The sequence below is a fragment of the Variovorax sp. GW823-FHT02B07 genome (assembly GCF_058797695.1).
Window position 1 is genome coordinate 905,871 of record NZ_JBXAJX010000001.1, and the last position, 15,220, is coordinate 921,090.

Consider the following 15,220-nt stretch of genomic DNA (forward strand, 5'->3'; position numbering starts at 1 on the left):
GACCCCCCATCTTTCACATCCCCATGCTCATCCTCTTCATCGCCTACCTGGGCGGGGTGCTCACGATCCTGAGCCCCTGCATCCTGCCGGTGCTGCCCTTCGTGTTCGCGCGCGCCGACCGGCCCTTCCGCTCGCACGGCCTGCCGATGCTCGTGGGCATGGCGCTGGCCTTCGCCGTGGTCGCCACGCTGGCGGCGGTGGGCGGCGGCTGGATCGTCACGCTCAACGAATACGGGCGCTATGCCGCGATGGCCTTGCTCGCGCTGTTCGGCGCGACGCTGCTGTTCCCGCGCGTGGCCGAGCGCCTGAGCCGGCCGCTGGTGGCGCTGGGCCTGCGCCTGTCCGATGCGCCACAGGCCTCGGTGTTCTCGCCGCTGTGGCTCGGCGTGGGCACGGGCCTGCTCTGGGCGCCGTGCGCGGGGCCGATCCTTGGGCTGATCCTGACGGGCGCGGCGCTCAACGGCGCGAGCGTCGGCACCTCGCTGCTGCTGCTCGCCTACGCCGCCGGCGCGTGCACCTCGCTCGCGGTGGCGCTGCTGTCCGGCGGCCGGTTGCTGTCGGCGCTGAAGCGCACGCTGCCGACCGGCGACGGCGTGCGGCGCCTCGCCGGCGCCGCGGTGCTGGCCGGCGTGGGCGCCATCGCGCTGGGGCTGGACACCGGCTGGCTCGCTCGCCTGTCGCTGGGCACCACGTCGGCGCTGGAGCAGGCGCTGGTGGACACGCTGCGCCAAGACGCGCCGCAGGCGCAGCGCGCAGACGCCGGCTTCGTGCGCGTCGCGGACACCCGCCCGGTGCCCGCGCGCGAGCTCCGTGTCGAAGGCCGGCTGCCGTCGCTGGCCGGCGCGACCGAGTGGATCAACTCGGCACCGCTCACGCCCGAGGCCTTGCGCGGCAAGGTGGTGCTGGTCGACTTCTGGACCTACTCGTGCATCAACTGCCTGCGCACGCTGCCCTATGTTCGCGCCTGGGCCGACAAGTACAGGGACGCGGGCCTGGTCGTCCTCGGCGTGCACGCGCCGGAGTTCGCGTTCGAGAAGAACCCGGCCAACGTGCGCAAGGCCGTGAAAGACCTGGGCATCGGGTTCCCGGTGGCGCTGGACAACGACTTTTCGATCTGGCGCGGCTTCGACAACCAGGCCTGGCCGGCGTTCTATTTCGTCGATGCGCAGGGGCGCATCCGCCATCACCAGTTCGGCGAGAACCGCTACGACAAGGCCGAGCAGGTGATCCAGCAGCTGCTGGCCGAGGCCGGGCAGGCCCAGGTCGCAGACGGGCTGGTGGCGCCGCTGGGGCAGGGCACCCAGGCCGCGCCCGGCGCCGAGCCGGCGCAGTCCGGCGAAACCTACCTGGGCCATGCGCGGGCGCACGGTTTCGCGTCGCCCGGCGGCATCGCGCGCGACCGTGCGAAGGCCTACGAACCCATGGCTTCCTCATTGCGCACCAACCAGTGGTCGCTGGGCGGCGACTGGACGGTGGAGGGCGAGCGGGCCGTGCTGAACCAGGCCAATGGCCGCATCGCCTACCGCTTCAAGGCGCGCGACCTGCACCTGGTGCTCGGGCCGATGGCCGACGGCAAGCCGGTGCGTTTCACGGTGCGGGTCGACGGCCAGCCGCCGCTGGCGGACCACGGCGCCGACACCGATGCCCAGGGCCACGGCGTGGTCGATGCGCAGAAGCTGTACCAGCTGGTGCGGCAGTCGGCGGGCAGCGGCAGGGAACGGCTGTTCGAGATCGAGTTTCTCGACGCCGGCGCGCAGGCCTACGCGTTCACCTTCGGGTGAGCGGCGCCCCGGTCAGGGCGTGAGGCCCGCCGCGTTGACGGCCCGGCAGGTGTCGACCTCCTGGCGCGTGGGCAGCACGAAGCAGCGGGCGTCGGCCTCGCGCGCGACGGCTTCGCGCAGCTGGCGCTCCTGCGCGGTTTCCACCTGCAGCTCGACCAGCCACTTCATGAGCAGCGCCATCACGATCAGCAGCACCACGGAGGCCGCAAGCAGGGTCGTGCGCCAGCTCTGGACGCGGAAGACGGAAGCGTTGGAAGTAGTCATGGCGTGCGGCCCTCAGCTCGACAGCTGCGGAAAGATCCAGATGCTCATGCCGAGCACCACGCCCGCGCCGAGCGACATGGCCGCCGCGGTCGCGAACAGGCAGGCCACGAGCAGGCTCGGCACGACCACCGACATGCTCAGGAAGGCGATGGCGACGAGCACATAGGCCAGCACGGGCAGCAGGGCGATGTAGGCCGGCCGCGCGGTGCCGGTCGGCAGTTCGTCGGGCGTCATGTCACGCAGGAACGGGTTCAGCATGGCGGGCGATCAGCAGTTGCCCTTCTTGGCCTGGCCCGGCGGGCAGAAGTTGCCGCCCTTGTGGGCCGGCGCGGGCTCGGCGCGCGGCGGCGGCGCCTGGTGGTGCGCGCACGCGCTCATGAGAACGGATGCCGCCAGCGCGAGCATCACGGTGATCGTGGATTTGGTCATGGGAACTCCCTGCTTCGATTTCTTGTGCACCCGGGGTGCTTCGGAGCAGGACAATAGTTGCCGTATTAACAATCTCACAGGGAAATGCTCACATTTGTGGGCGAATTGAGAAGGGTGCGGTCAATCTCCGTGCGGGATTGCGCAGTACTTCACACCCGTGCGGCCGACCGGCCGCCGCCGCGCAACCGCTACATTGCATGCCCCATGGACCGCCTCGAGAACATAGAGACCTTCGTGCGGGTCGCACAGACCCAGAGCTTCGCCGAGGCCGCGCGCCAGCTGCGGGTATCGAAATCGGTGGTGACCAGCCGCGTGAAGCAGCTCGAGGACCACGTCGGCGCGCCGCTGTTCCACCGCAGCACGCGGGTGGTCCGGCTCAGCGACGTGGGGCAGGCCTTCCTGCGCGACTGCGTCGAGCTGGTCGGGCGGGCCAACGACATCATGGACCAGATGCGCGACGCCAAGGACGGGCCCACCGGCACGCTGCGCGTGCATGCGCTCACGGGTTTCGTGCTGGGGCATTTCGCGACGCTGCTGCGCGCTTTCCAGGTGAGCTTTCCGGACATCCACCTGGAGCTCATCGTGAGCGACGCGGTGGTCGACCCGGTGAAGGCGGGCGTCGATTGCGCGCTGCAGATCTTTCCGGCGGCGTCGACCGAGCTGGTGTCGCGTCCGCTGTTCCCGGTGCGCCGCGTGTTCTGCGCAACACCCGAGTACCTGCGCGCGCACGGCCGGCCCGCGAGCCCGCGCGAGCTGCACAAGCACACGCTCGGCCTGTACTCGGGCTACCCCACGCGCGACCGCTGGACCTTCCATCACGCCGGCGAGCAGGTCACGCTGTACATGAGCGCGGCGCTGCTCACCAACAGCGTCCACCTGCTGCGCGAGTACGCCATGGAGCATGCTGGCATCGTCTGCCTGCCGACGCTGGTGGCCGGCGAGGCGATCCTGCGCGGCGACCTGGAGGTGGTGCTGCCGGCGCACCAGCTGTCGTCGTTCTCGCTCAGCGCGGTGTACGCGGGCACCTCGCGCAATGCCTTCAAGCTGCGCCTGTTCATCGAACACCTGACCCAGGCGTTCTCGAAGGTGCCGCCGTGGGACGCCGCCATGATCGAACGCGGCCTGCTGCCGCCGGGCCTGATCTGGGACGCCTGACGCGAGCGCGGTCGGTTCCGGGGTAAACCCTGTGCATTGAACGGATTTGCCGAACAATGCGGCCCGCGTTTCGGGCCTACCGCTCGCGCCCCCCGTTTCCTACAGTGCACACATCGCAGTCACCACGCTGCATCGTCCGGCACCTCAGGAGACACCCATGACCGTCGCATACCAGACCCGCTTCGGGTCCCTCAAGCACTTCGAGAAAGGCCACGTCGAGCCCATCGACGACGACGTGCGCCACTACGCGTTCTCCAACTGCTTCGAGATCGCCAGCATCAGCCAGCCCTACGAGAAGGTCGTGTTCGGCCAGAACCAGATCTACGTGCTGGAAACGCTGCGCGCCGAAGGCACCTCGCCCTGGTTCACCTGCGCCCACGACGAGTTCGCGCTGGTGATGGATGGCGACGTCGAGGTGCACCTCGTGCAGCTCGATGCGGCCCAGACCGTGGCCGACACCGAGAAGAATGGCGCCGTGCGCGTGAAGGGCGAACCCCAGGGCAAGAAGATGGGCTGGATGAAGCTCTCGCGCGGCCACCAGGGCCTGCTGCCGAAGAACACCGCCTATCAGTTCAGGGTCGCCGGCGACCCGGGCGTGATCGTTCTGCAGACCTGCAAGGGCGACCTCTCGGTCGAAAAGTGGGCCGACATCTGCCAGACGCACTGAACCCGCCATCCAGGAGCCACACCATGAACGCACCCGCAGAACTCGCCAAGGTCATCGCATCGCAGCCCGATGCCACGCTCGGCTACAAGGATTTCTCGCTCGGCAGCTTCGGCTTCCGCCGGGACGAGTACTTCGCCCACATCACCTGGAAGACCCGCGACGGGCGTCCCATGAGCCACACCATGGACGCCGGCAACTACCTGCGTGCGCTGATGCGCGACGTGGCCTGGGGCTTCTTCTACGGCTGGGTCAATTTCGACAACGTGTTCGGCACCATCAACCACTACGACTCGGTCGACCTGTACGCCGGCAGCTTCAACGGCACCATGAAGGACGCGGGCATCGACCTGCTCGAGAACTTCCCCACGGCGCAGATCCGCGCCACCTTCGAGGCCATGCTCGACGACTGGACCAACGAGGCCTTCGACCCCTTCGCCGCGCCGCAGGAAACCGGCTCGCCCTACGGCCGCAAGAGCGGCAACAACACCGCCAAGATCACCCGGGCGCGCGAGCTGGCCAAGCGCTGCGTGGGCCTGAAGGGCGACCTCGACCTGCGCAGCGACGCACGCGGCGCGCCCGTCAACCGCGCCTTCGCCGACGTGCCGCAGGGCCAGCCCGAGCTGCACCCCGAGCCCGGCTTCGAGAACGAGGTGCATGCCTTCAACCTCTTCGGCTTTTTGAGCCGCTCGCAGGTCACGTGGAACCCGAGCTTCACCTCGGTCGTGAAGCACAGCTACATGTGCCCGACGACCGAGGAGCACATCCTGCCGATCATCCACGGCAACGACCGCGTCGAGTGGTTCTTCCAGATGACCGACGAGATCCACTGGGACTGCGGCGACAAGAACACCGGCAAGCCCATGGCCCGCGTGATCATGAAGGCCGGCGACATGGCCGCCATGCCCGCCTACTGCCGCCACCAGGGCTTCAGCCCCAAGCGCTCGATGCTGCTGGTGTGGGAGAACGGCTCGCCCAGCCTGGTCTACGAGATCCAGAAGGGCGAGTCGCCCGAGATCCCGGTCGAGTTCTGACCGGCCGGCGCGCCGGCGCTTCCTTCTTCCCGCCATTCATCCATCCAGTCCTCCCCGCGCGGGGAGGGCGAGGAGAACCCATGCCTGCTCTTTCCATCCGCCACCAGCTTTTCATCGACGGCCGTTTCGTCGACGCCGAATCCGGCGAGACGCTCGCCACGCTGAACCCGCACGACAACACGCCCATCGCCCAGGTCGCGCTGGCCGGCAAGGCCGACGTCGACAAGGCCGTGGCCGCCGCGAAGCGCGCGTTCCCCAAGTGGAGCCGCATGGCCGCCGCCGACCGCGGGCGCATCCTGCTGAAGCTGGCCGACCTCATCGAGGCCAACGGCGAAGAACTCGCGCGGCTCGAATCTCTGGACACCGGCCACCCGATCCGCGACTCGCGCCGGCTCGACGTGCCGCGCACCGCCGCGTGCTTTCGCTACTTCGGCGGCATGGCCGACAAGTTCCAGGGCGAGACCATTCCGGTGGAAGAGGGCTTTCTCAACTACACGCTGCGCGAGCCCGTGGGCATCGTCGGGCAGGTGGTGCCGTGGAACTTCCCGCTCATGTTCACGAGCTGGAAGATGGCGCCCGCGCTGGCGGCCGGCAACTGCATCGTGATGAAGCCGGCCGAGATCACGCCGCTCACCTCGCTGCGCATCGCCGAGCTGATGGCCGAGGCCGGCGTGCCGCCCGGCGTGGTCAACATGCTGCCCGGCCTGGGCAGCGTGGCGGGCCAGTACATTGCCGAGCATCCCGAGATCGCCAAGATCGCCTTCACCGGCAGCACCGCCACCGGCCGGCGCATCGTGCAGGCCAGCGCGGGCAACCTGAAGAAGGTGCAGCTCGAGCTCGGCGGCAAGGGCCCCAACATCGTGTTCGAGGACGCCAACCTGCAGGCCGCCGTCAACGGCAGCGCCTGGGCCATCTTCCACAACCAGGGCCAGGCCTGCATCGCAGGCTCGCGGCTGATGCTGCACGAGAAGATCGCCGACGCCTTCCTCGAGCAGTTCATTCCGTTGGCCCAATCCATCCGCCTGGGCAATCCGCTCGACGAGGCCACCGAGATGGGCCCGCTCACCAGCGCCCAGCACCGCGACCGCGTGCTGAGCTATGTCGAGGTGGCGCAGGCGCAGGGCGGCGAGGTGCTGGCGGGCGGCGGCGCGCCCGGCGGCGACCTGGCGCAGGGCTGCTATGTGCAGCCGACCGTGGTGCGTGCCCGCTCGTACCAGGACCGCGTGGCGCAGGAAGAGGTGTTCGGCCCCTTCGTCACCGTGCTCACCTTCAAGAGCGACGAAGAGGCGATGCAGATCGCCAACGGCACCGACTACGGCCTGGGCAGCGGCCTGTGGACCCGCGACCTGCAGCGCGCCCACAAGGTGGCGCGCGACCTGCACGCCGGCATGGTCTGGATCAACAGCTACAAGCGCGTGAACCCCGGCTCGCCCTTCGGCGGCGTGGGCCAGAGCGGCTACGGCCGCGAGATGGGCTTCGATGCGATGCGCGAGTACACGCAGGTGAAAAGCGTGTGGGTCAACGTCGACGCGCAGATTCCGCCGCACTTCGTGCGCTGACGTTTTCCTTTTTCTTTTCAACCCGACGGACGCACACGATGTCTTTCTCGATCCTTTCCCGGGCCCTGGTCGCCTGCACGCTGCTGTGCGGCATGGCCGCGCAGGCCCAGGCACCGGCCTGGCCGACCAAGCCGGTGCGGCTGGTCGTGGGCTTTCCGCCGGGCGGCATCGTCGACACCGTCGCGCGCCAGTTGCAGCCGCGCCTGCAGGCCGCGCTCGGCCAGACCGTGATCGTGGACAACCGCAGCGGCGCCGGCGGCACGCTGGCGGGCGCCGAGGTGGCCCGCGCGGCGCCGGACGGCCACACGCTGCTGATGGTGTTCGACAGCTACGCGACCTACCCGCTGGTCTATCCGAAGCTGAGCTTCGACATCGCCAAAGACCTGCAGCCCGTGACCCAGGTGGCGAGCAACCCGCTGGTGCTGGTGGTCAACCCGAAGGTCGAGGCGAAGGACTTCGTGCGCTTCGTCGGCCTGCTCAAGGCGCAGCCGGGGCGCCTGAACTACGCCAGCGTCGGGCCGGGCTCGAGCAACCACCTCACGGCCGAGTACTTCAAGGCCGTGAGCGGCACCTTCGTCACGCACATCCCTTACCGCGGCGGCGGTCCGGCCCAGCAGGACCTGCTGGGCGGGCAGGTCGAGATGATGTTCCTCTCGGCCGTGCTGGCCCAGCCGCATGTCAACGCGGGCCGGCTGCGCGCCCTGGCCCAGACCGGCGCGCAGCGCGTGGCCGCCTATGCCGACGTGCCGACTGTGGCCGAGAGCGGCTACCCCAGCTTCGAGGTGAACTCCTGGGTCGGCCTGCTGGCTCCGGCCGGCACGCCGCGCGCCGTGGTCGACCGGCTGCAGGCCGAGGTACGCAAGATCGTGACCGAGCCCGCGTTCCAGCAGCGGCTGCGCGAACAGGGCCTGACGGGCATCGCCAACACGCCCGAGCAGTTCGCCGCCGTGCTGCGCACCGAGCAGGACAAGTGGGCCCGGCTGGTGCGCGAGCGCCGCCTGAGCCTCGAATAGCCGGAAAGAAAAGGAGCGCGCCATGCACGACTTCATCCACACCACCCATCCGCAGCGCGTGGTGTTCGGCGCCGGTTCGCTGCGCCACCTGGCGCGCGAGATCGATGCGCTGGGCGCGAAAAAAGCGCTGGTGCTGTGCACGCCCGAGCAGCGCCCGCAGGCCGAGCGCGTGGCGGCCTCGCTCGGTGCGCAGGCGGCCGGCCTGTTCGACCGCGCCGTGATGCACGTGCCTGTGGAAACGGCGCGCGAGGCCCGCGACCTGGCGCGCCGGCTCGGTGCCGACTGCGCCGTGGCGCTGGGCGGCGGCTCCACCACGGGGCTGGGCAAGGCCATCGCGCTGGAGTCCGGGCTGCCAATCGTCGCCATTCCCACCACCTACGCGGGCAGCGAGATGACGCCGATCTACGGCCTCACCGAGAACGGCCTGAAGAAGACCGGCAAGGACCCGCGCGTGCTGCCGCGCACCGTGATCTACGACCCCGAGCTGTCGCGCACGCTGCCCGTGGGCCTGAGCGTGACCAGCGGCATCAACGCCATCGCGCACGCGGCCGAAGGCCTGTACGCGCAGGACAGCAACCCGGTGATGGACCTGATGGCCGAGGAGGGCATCGCCGCGCTCGCACGCGCGCTGCCGGCCATCCGCGTGCAGCCCGACGACCTGGCCGCGCGCTCCGATGCGCTGTACGGCGCCTGGCTCTGCGGCGGCGTGCTCGGCGCGGTGGGCATGGCCCTGCACCACAAGCTGTGCCACACGCTGGGCGGCAGCTTCAACCTGCCGCACGCCGAGGTACACACGGTGGTGCTGCCGCATGCGCTCGCGTTCAACGCGCAGGCCGCGCCGCGTGCCATGGCGCGCATCGCGCGCGCGCTCGGCGGCGTGTCGGCGCCGGAGGCGGTGTTTGCGCTGGCGCGCGACAACGGCGCGCCGGTGGCGCTGAAGGACATCGGCATGCGCGCCGCCGACCTCGACCGTGCGGCCGACATCGCCGTCGCCAACCCGTACTGGAATCCGCGGCCCTTCGGCCCGGCCGAGCGCGACGCGATCCGCGCGCTGCTGCAACGCGCCTTCGACGGCGAGCCGCCGGGCTAGGCCACGGCGCGGGCATCGAAGACAGACACGAACAACGAAGGAGACAGCCATGACATTCAACCGCAGACAGTTCACACAGGCCGCCGCCGCGCTCGCCGCCACGGGCGCCGCGCCGTGGGTGTTCGCCGCCGACACGCTCAAGATCGGCTACGTGTCGCCGCAGACCGGGCCGCTCGCGCCCTTCGGCGAGGCCGACAAGTGGGTGATCGAGCAGATGAAGGCCGCCTTCAAGGACGGCCTCAGCGTGGGCGGCAAGAAGTACGCCGTGCAGATCGTGCTCAAGGACAGCCAGTCGAACCCCAACCGCGCGGGCGAGGTGGCCAACGACCTGATCCTGAAGGACAAGGTCGCGCTGGTGCTCACCGCCGGCACGCCCGAGACCGCCAACCCGGTGAGCGACGCCTGCGAGCTCAACGAGGTGCCCTGCATCTCCAGCGTGGTGCCGTGGCAGCCGTGGTTCTTCGGCCGCAAGGGCGATCCGGCCAAGGGCTTCAACTGGACCTACCACCTGTTCTGGGGCTTGGAGGACGTCATCGCCACCTTCACCAACGGCTGGAAGACCGTGGCCACCAACAAGAAGGTCGGCGGCCTGTTCCCCAACGACGGCGACGGCAACGCCTGGGGCGACAAGGAACTGGGCTTTCCCAAGCCGCTCGCGCAGATGGGCTTCACGCTCACCGACCCCGGCCGCTTCCAGAACGGCACGCAGGATTTCAGCGCGCAGATCGCGGCCTTCAAGCGCGACAACGTCGAGATCGTCACCGGCGTGGTGATCCCGCCCGACGCCAAGACCTTCCTCACGCAGGCGCGCCAGCAGGGTTTCAGGCCCAAGGTGATCACGCTCGGCAAGGCGCTGCTGTTCCCGGGGGCCATCGAGGCGCTGGGCGACCTCGGCGAGGGCCTGTCGACCGAGGTGTGGTGGAGCCCCTCGCATCCCTTCAGCTCCAGCCTCACGCAGCAAAGCGCCAAGGCGCTGGCCGAGGCCTACGAGGCCGGCACCAAGAAGCAGTGGACGCAGCCCATCGGCTTTGCGCATGCGCTGTTCGAGGTGGCGGCAAATGCGCTGTCGCGATCGAAGTCGCTCAAGGCCGGCGACGTGCGCGATGCCGTGGCCGCGACCTCGATCAACTCCGTGGTCGGCCCCGTGAAGTGGGGCGGGCAGGGCCCGTTCAAGAACGTCAGCAAGACGCCGCTGGTGCTCGGCCAGTGGGGCAAGGGCAAGCAGCGCAAGGTGGAGCTGACGCTGGTGAACAACGAGGCCGCGAAGGCGATTCCCACCGGCGGCGCGCTGCGTCTGCTCTGAGTGACGGCTGCCATGACGCTGCTGGCCTTGCACGGCGTGAGCAAGTCCTACGGGGCGCTCAAGGTCACCGACGGCATCACGCTGGCGGTGGCCGAGGGCGAGACGCTGGGCATCCTCGGGCCCAACGGCGCGGGCAAGACCACGCTGTTCAACCTGATCTCGGGCGACGCGCGCGTCGACGCCGGCCGCGTGGAGTACGCGGGCCGCGACGTGACGCGGCTGCGCCCGCACCAGCGCTGCCGCGCCGGCATCGGCCGCAGCTACCAGGTGCCGCAGCCTTTCGGCCACATGAGCGTGTTCGAGAACCTCGTCACCGCCGCTTGCTTCGGCGGCCAGCAGGCCGAGCGCGAAGCCTGGGAGACGGCGCACGAGGTGCTGGCCCAGACCGGCCTGGCGCCGCACGCCAACAAGCCGGCCGGCGGACTCACGCTGCTCGACCGCAAGCGGCTGGAGCTGGCGCGCGCGCTCGCGACCAAGCCGCGCCTGCTGCTGCTCGACGAGATCGCGGGCGGGCTCACCGAGCCCGAGGCGGCGGTGCTGGTGGCGGAACTGAAACGCATCAAGGCGCGCGGCGTGACCATGATCTGGATCGAGCACGTGGTGCATGCGCTGCTGTCGCTGGCCGACCGGCTGTTCGTCATCAACTTCGGGCAGCAGCTGGCGGAAGGCGCGCCGCGCGCGGTGATGAACGACCCCGAGGTGCGGCGCGTGTACATGGGGATCGAGGCATGAACGCGCTGCTCGACACCCACGGCCTGCAGGCTTTCTACGGCGATGCGCAGGCGCTGTTCGGCATCGACTTCACGCTGTCGGCGGGCGAGCTGGTGGCGGTCATCGGCGCCAACGGCGCGGGCAAGTCGACCTTTCTGAAAAGCCTCACGGGGCTGCTGCGCGCGCCGTCCGACGCGATCCGCTTCAAGGGCGACCCCATCGGCGGCCTGCCGCCCGGCGAGATCGTGCGGCGCGGCCTGGCGATGGTGCCGGAAGGCCGGCGCCTGTTCCCGAGTCTCAGCGTGGAAGAGAACCTGCTGATGGGCGCCACGCCGCGCCGCGCGGGGCCGTGGAACCTGCAGCGCCTGTACGGCCTGTTCCCCATCCTGGCCGAGAAGCGGCGCCAGCCTGCCACCTCGCTGTCGGGCGGGCAGCAGCAGATGGTGGCGCTGGGCCGCGCGCTCATGAGCAACCCCGAGCTGCTGCTGTGCGACGAGCTCTCGCTCGGCCTGGCGCCGGTCGTCATCCGCGAGATCTATGCGGCCATGCCGGCCATCACGGGGGAGGGCATGACGGTCGTGATCGTGGAGCAGGACGTGCGCATGGCGCGGCAGGTGTCGCAGCGCGTGTACTGCTTCCAGGACGGGCGCGTGTCGCTCACGGGGCGCTCGGACGAACTCACGCCGGAGCAGATCTCGCAAGCCTATTTCGGCATCGAGGAGCACCATGCTTGAAACCCTGCTCCAGGGCGTGCTGCTCGGCGGCCTCTACACGCTGTTCGCGCTCGGCCAGTCGCTGATGTTCGGCGTCATGCGGCTGACCAACACGGCGCAGGGCGACTTCATCATCCTGGGCGCCTTCGCGGTGATCGCCGGCGTCTCGATGACCGGCGCATCTGTGCCATGGCTGGTGGTGCTCGCGGTGCTGCCGCTGGCCTTCGGCTTCGGCTACCTGCTGCAGCGCCACGTGCTCAACGGCACGCTGGGCAAGGACCCGCTGCCCTCGCTGGTCGTGACCTTCGGCCTGTCGATCGTGATCCAAAACCTGCTGCTGGAGCTGTTCTCGGCCGACCCGCGCGCCATCGAGGTCGGCGCGCTGGCCACCGCCTCGGTGCCGCTGGGCGACACGCTGGCGCTGGGGGCGCTGCCGCTGGTGATCCTGGCGGTCGCGGTCGCGGCCACGGGCGCGATGCAGTGGATGTTCACGCGCACGCCGCTGGGCCGCACCTTCCGCGCGGTGTCCGATGACCGCGAGATCGCCGAGCTGATGGGCCTCAAGGCCAAGCAGGTGTATGCGCTGGCCACGGGCATCGCCTTCGTGCTGATCGCCATCGCGGGCGCGCTGCAGGGTATGCGCACCACGGTGTCGCCGTCGGACGGTCCGCTGCTGCTGCTGTTTGCCTTCGAGGCCGTGATCATCGGCGGCATGGGCTCGTTCTGGGGCACGCTGGCCGGCGCCATGATCCTGGGCATCGCGCAGCAGATCGGCTTTCGCATCGATCCGGGCTGGGGCATCTGGTTCGGCCATCTCGTGTTCCTCGCGGTGCTGGTGCTGCGGCCGCAGGGACTGTTCCCCAAGACACGCTGACCCCCCTGACATGACCGACAAGACCTCCCCCGCGCCGCTCAGGCACGTGCTGTTCATCATGTGCGACCAGCTGCGCGCCGACCACCTCTCGTGCTACGGCCACCCGCGTCTGCAGACCCCGCACATCGACGCGCTGGCCGCGCGCGGCGTGCGCTTCAGCCATGCCTATGCGCAGGGCGCGGTCTGCGGCGCCTCGCGCATGTCGACCTACACCGGGCGCTATGTCAGCAGCCACGGCACGATGTGGAACTTCGTGCCGCTGTCGGTGGGGCAGAAGACGCTGGGCGACCACCTGCGCCCGCACGGCGTGCGCTGCGCGCTGGTCGGCAAGACGCACGTCGAGGCCGACACCGAGGGCGCGCGCCGCCTGGGCATCGACCCGACGCAGGGCGCGGGCCGGCTCGCGATGGAAGGCGGCTTCGAGCCCTATGCGCGCGACGACGGCATCTGGCCGCCGGGCTTCAAGGTCACGGGCAATGCGTACTGCGACTGGCTGCGCGCGCAGGGCTACGAATCGGACAACCCCTGGCACGACTTCGCCAATTCGGGCCGCGGCCCCGACGGCGAGATCCTGAGCGGCTGGCAGATGCGCTGGGCCGACCGGCCCGCGCACATCGCCGGCGCGCACAGCGAGACGCCCTACACGACCGAGCGCGCCATCGACTTCATGCGCGAGGCCGGCGACGCGCCCTGGGTGCTGCACCTGTCGTACATCAAGCCGCACTGGCCCTACGTGGCGCCCGCGCCGTACCACGCGATGTACGGGCCCGACGACATGCTGCCCGTGGTGCGCAGCGAGGCCGAGCGCATCGACGCCCACCCGGTCGTCGACGGCTTCCGGCGCGAAACCGTGAGCCGCAACTTCAGCCGCGACGAGGTGCGCCGCGTCGTGGTGCCGACCTACATGGGGCTCGTGAAGCAGGTCGACGACGAGCTCGGCCGGCTCTTCGCCTTCATGGCCGAACAGGGGCTGGACCGCGACACGCTGGTGGTCTTCACCAGCGACCACGGCGACTACCTGGGCGACCACTGGCTGGGCGAGAAGGAGCTGTTCCACGACCCGATCGTGAAGGTGCCGCTGATCGTGGTCGATCCGCGCGCCGAGGCCGATGCGCGCCGCGGCACGGTGAGCGACGCGCTGGTCGAGTGCATCGACCTCGTGCCGACGATGCTCGACGCGCTGGGCCTGCCGCAGCCGGCCGAATGGCTCGAAGGCCAGTCGCTGCGCCCGCTGCTGCACGGCCACGCCGGCGCGGCCGGCAAGGACCTGGTGGTGTGCGAGAACAGCTTCGCCTTCCGTGACGAGGTGCGCCTGCCGCTGGCCCAGCCCGTCGAGCGCTGCCACATGACGATGCTGCGTACGCGCCGCTGGAAGTTCGTGCACTTCGAAGACCTGCCGCCACAGTTGTTCGACATGCAGGCCGACCCCGACGAGCTGGTCGACCTGGGCCGCGACCCGGCCTTTGCCGCGGTGCGCGAGCAGATGCTGGGCCTGCTGTTCGACTGGCTGCGCCAGCGGCGGCGCTTTCCCACGGTGGCGCCCGAGGACATCGCGCGCTGGAACGAACGCGAACTGGCGGCCGGCATCCTCATCGGCGCCTGGTAGGCCACGCCGGCCGATCCGCGCACCCCATTTCAAAAAAAGGAGACTTCCCATGAACGCTTTCCGCCGACCTCTCGCGGCCTGCCTGACAGCAGCCGCCGTGCTCGCCACCCTCGCGCCCAGCCACGCCGCCGACACCTGGCCCAGCAAGCCCGTGCGGCTGGTGGTGGCCTTCCCGGCCGGGGCGCCCGGTGACATCGTCTCGCGGCTGATGCAGCCGGCCCTGCAGAAGGCGCTGGGCCAGCCCGTGGTGGTCGACAACAAGCCGGGGGCGGGCGGCAACATCGGCATGCAGGAGGTGGCGCGCGCCACCGACGGCCACACCGTGCTGGTCGGGCCCGACACCATGCTGACCATCAACCCGCACCTGTACCGCAAGCTCGCCATCCGCCCGATGGAAGACCTGGTGCCCGTGACCCAGCTGGCCGCGTTCAGCCAGGAGCTGGTGTGCTTTCCCGGCGCCGGCATCAAGACCCTGCCCGAGCTGCTGGCCGCGGCCAAAGCCAAGCCCATGAGCTACGCCTCGGGCGGCCCCGGCGTGCCCGGCCACATGGCCATGGAGATGCTGCTGGCCGACGCCGGCGTGCAGATGCAGCACGTGCCCTACCGCGGCCCGAGCCCGGCCATGCAGGACGTGATGGGCGGCATGGTGCCCTGCGGCTTCCTGGCCTCGCCGACGGTCGGCCCGATCATCCGCGACGGCAAGCTGGTGGCCATCGCCGTGTCGGGCAGCAAGCGCCTGGGCAGCCAGCCCACGGTGCCGACCGTGGCGCAGGCGGGCGTGAAGGGCTACGACGCCAGCTTCGCCGAGATGATGGCGATGCCGCGCGCCACGCCGCCGGCCGTGGTGGCGCGGCTGCAGGCCGAGGTGGCGAAGGCGCTGGCCGCGCCCGAGCTGCGCGAGCGGCTGGCCACCATGGACCTCGAGGTGGTGGCCAACACGCCCGAAGAAGCGGCACGCCGCCTGCGCGCCGAACACCAGCGCTGGGGCCAGGTGGCCGCGCGCGTGCAACTGCAGCTGGACTGA

Annotated in this window: 16 protein-coding genes; 13 read left to right on the forward strand and 3 right to left on the reverse strand. The window is 70.1% G+C overall.

The window, feature by feature from the left end; genetic code table 11:
- Positions 1-23 precede the first annotated feature (23 nt).
- Positions 24-1,781 (forward strand): cytochrome c biogenesis protein DipZ, encoded by a 1,758-nt coding sequence (locus tag AC1RGU_RS04245; protein WP_492694960.1) that lies wholly within the window; start codon positions 24-26, stop codon positions 1,779-1,781.
- Between the two features lie 12 nt (positions 1,782-1,793).
- Here AC1RGU_RS04245 and AC1RGU_RS04250 read toward each other — a convergent pair whose 3' ends face one another.
- Genes AC1RGU_RS04250 through AC1RGU_RS04260 form a run of 3 tightly spaced genes read right to left on the reverse strand, consistent with a single transcriptional unit; the run spans position 1,794 to position 2,474 of the window.
- The gene (locus AC1RGU_RS04250) at positions 1,794-2,045 is read right to left on the reverse strand and encodes a general secretion pathway protein GspL (RefSeq protein ID WP_095949983.1); all 252 of its coding nucleotides are present in this window, start codon (positions 2,043-2,045) and stop codon (positions 1,794-1,796) included.
- Between the two features lie 12 nt (positions 2,046-2,057).
- Positions 2,058-2,303, reverse strand: coding sequence for a hypothetical protein (locus AC1RGU_RS04255; RefSeq protein ID WP_062479607.1), 246 nt, complete (start codon positions 2,301-2,303; stop codon positions 2,058-2,060).
- A gap of 9 nt (positions 2,304-2,312) precedes the next feature.
- On the reverse strand, positions 2,313-2,474 hold the full coding sequence (locus AC1RGU_RS04260) for a hypothetical protein (protein ID WP_492694963.1): 162 nt from the start codon (positions 2,472-2,474) through the stop codon (positions 2,313-2,315).
- A 204-nt stretch (positions 2,475-2,678) separates the two neighbouring features.
- Between AC1RGU_RS04260 and AC1RGU_RS04265 the strand changes: the two genes are divergently transcribed.
- The 12 genes from AC1RGU_RS04265 to AC1RGU_RS04320 all read left to right on the forward strand — a co-directional run bounded on the left by AC1RGU_RS04265 (position 2,679) and on the right by AC1RGU_RS04320 (position 15,220).
- Positions 2,679-3,629, forward strand: coding sequence for a LysR family transcriptional regulator (locus AC1RGU_RS04265; protein ID WP_062479604.1), 951 nt, complete (start codon positions 2,679-2,681; stop codon positions 3,627-3,629).
- A 157-nt stretch (positions 3,630-3,786) separates the two neighbouring features.
- On the forward strand, positions 3,787-4,296 hold the full coding sequence (locus AC1RGU_RS04270) for a cupin domain-containing protein (protein WP_492694965.1): 510 nt from the start codon (positions 3,787-3,789) through the stop codon (positions 4,294-4,296).
- A 23-nt stretch (positions 4,297-4,319) separates the two neighbouring features.
- Positions 4,320-5,327 (forward strand): hydroxyquinol 1,2-dioxygenase, encoded by a 1,008-nt coding sequence (locus AC1RGU_RS04275; RefSeq protein WP_070059783.1) that lies wholly within the window; start codon positions 4,320-4,322, stop codon positions 5,325-5,327.
- A 95-nt stretch (positions 5,328-5,422) separates the two neighbouring features.
- Positions 5,423-6,886, forward strand: coding sequence for an aldehyde dehydrogenase family protein (locus AC1RGU_RS04280; protein WP_062479615.1), 1,464 nt, complete (start codon positions 5,423-5,425; stop codon positions 6,884-6,886).
- Positions 6,887-6,924: 38 nt separating this feature from the next.
- On the forward strand, positions 6,925-7,899 hold the full coding sequence (locus AC1RGU_RS04285; protein ID WP_492694967.1) for a tripartite tricarboxylate transporter substrate binding protein: 975 nt from the start codon (positions 6,925-6,927) through the stop codon (positions 7,897-7,899).
- A gap of 22 nt (positions 7,900-7,921) precedes the next feature.
- A complete protein-coding gene (locus tag AC1RGU_RS04290) occupies positions 7,922-8,989 on the forward strand; it encodes a maleylacetate reductase (protein WP_492694969.1) in 1,068 nt (355 codons plus the stop codon).
- 49 nt (positions 8,990-9,038) lie between these two features.
- Entirely contained in the window at positions 9,039-10,292 is a 1,254-nt protein-coding gene (locus tag AC1RGU_RS04295; RefSeq protein WP_492694971.1) for an ABC transporter substrate-binding protein, read from the forward strand.
- 12 nt (positions 10,293-10,304) lie between these two features.
- Positions 10,305-11,024, forward strand: a complete 720-nt coding sequence (locus AC1RGU_RS04300) for an ABC transporter ATP-binding protein (RefSeq protein ID WP_062479592.1) — start codon at positions 10,305-10,307, stop codon at positions 11,022-11,024.
- Positions 11,021-11,737, forward strand: coding sequence for an ABC transporter ATP-binding protein (locus AC1RGU_RS04305; RefSeq protein WP_492694973.1), 717 nt, complete (start codon positions 11,021-11,023; stop codon positions 11,735-11,737). The genes AC1RGU_RS04300 and AC1RGU_RS04305 overlap by 4 nt, the downstream gene beginning before the upstream one ends.
- Complete coding sequence (locus AC1RGU_RS04310) at positions 11,730-12,590, forward strand: branched-chain amino acid ABC transporter permease (protein WP_070059778.1); 861 nt, start codon at positions 11,730-11,732, stop codon at positions 12,588-12,590. The genes AC1RGU_RS04305 and AC1RGU_RS04310 overlap by 8 nt, the downstream gene beginning before the upstream one ends.
- A 10-nt stretch (positions 12,591-12,600) precedes the next feature.
- Complete coding sequence (locus AC1RGU_RS04315; RefSeq protein ID WP_492694975.1) at positions 12,601-14,196, forward strand: sulfatase-like hydrolase/transferase; 1,596 nt, start codon at positions 12,601-12,603, stop codon at positions 14,194-14,196.
- Positions 14,197-14,245: 49 nt separating this feature from the next.
- Positions 14,246-15,220 (forward strand): Bug family tripartite tricarboxylate transporter substrate binding protein, encoded by a 975-nt coding sequence (locus tag AC1RGU_RS04320; RefSeq protein WP_492694977.1) that lies wholly within the window; start codon positions 14,246-14,248, stop codon positions 15,218-15,220.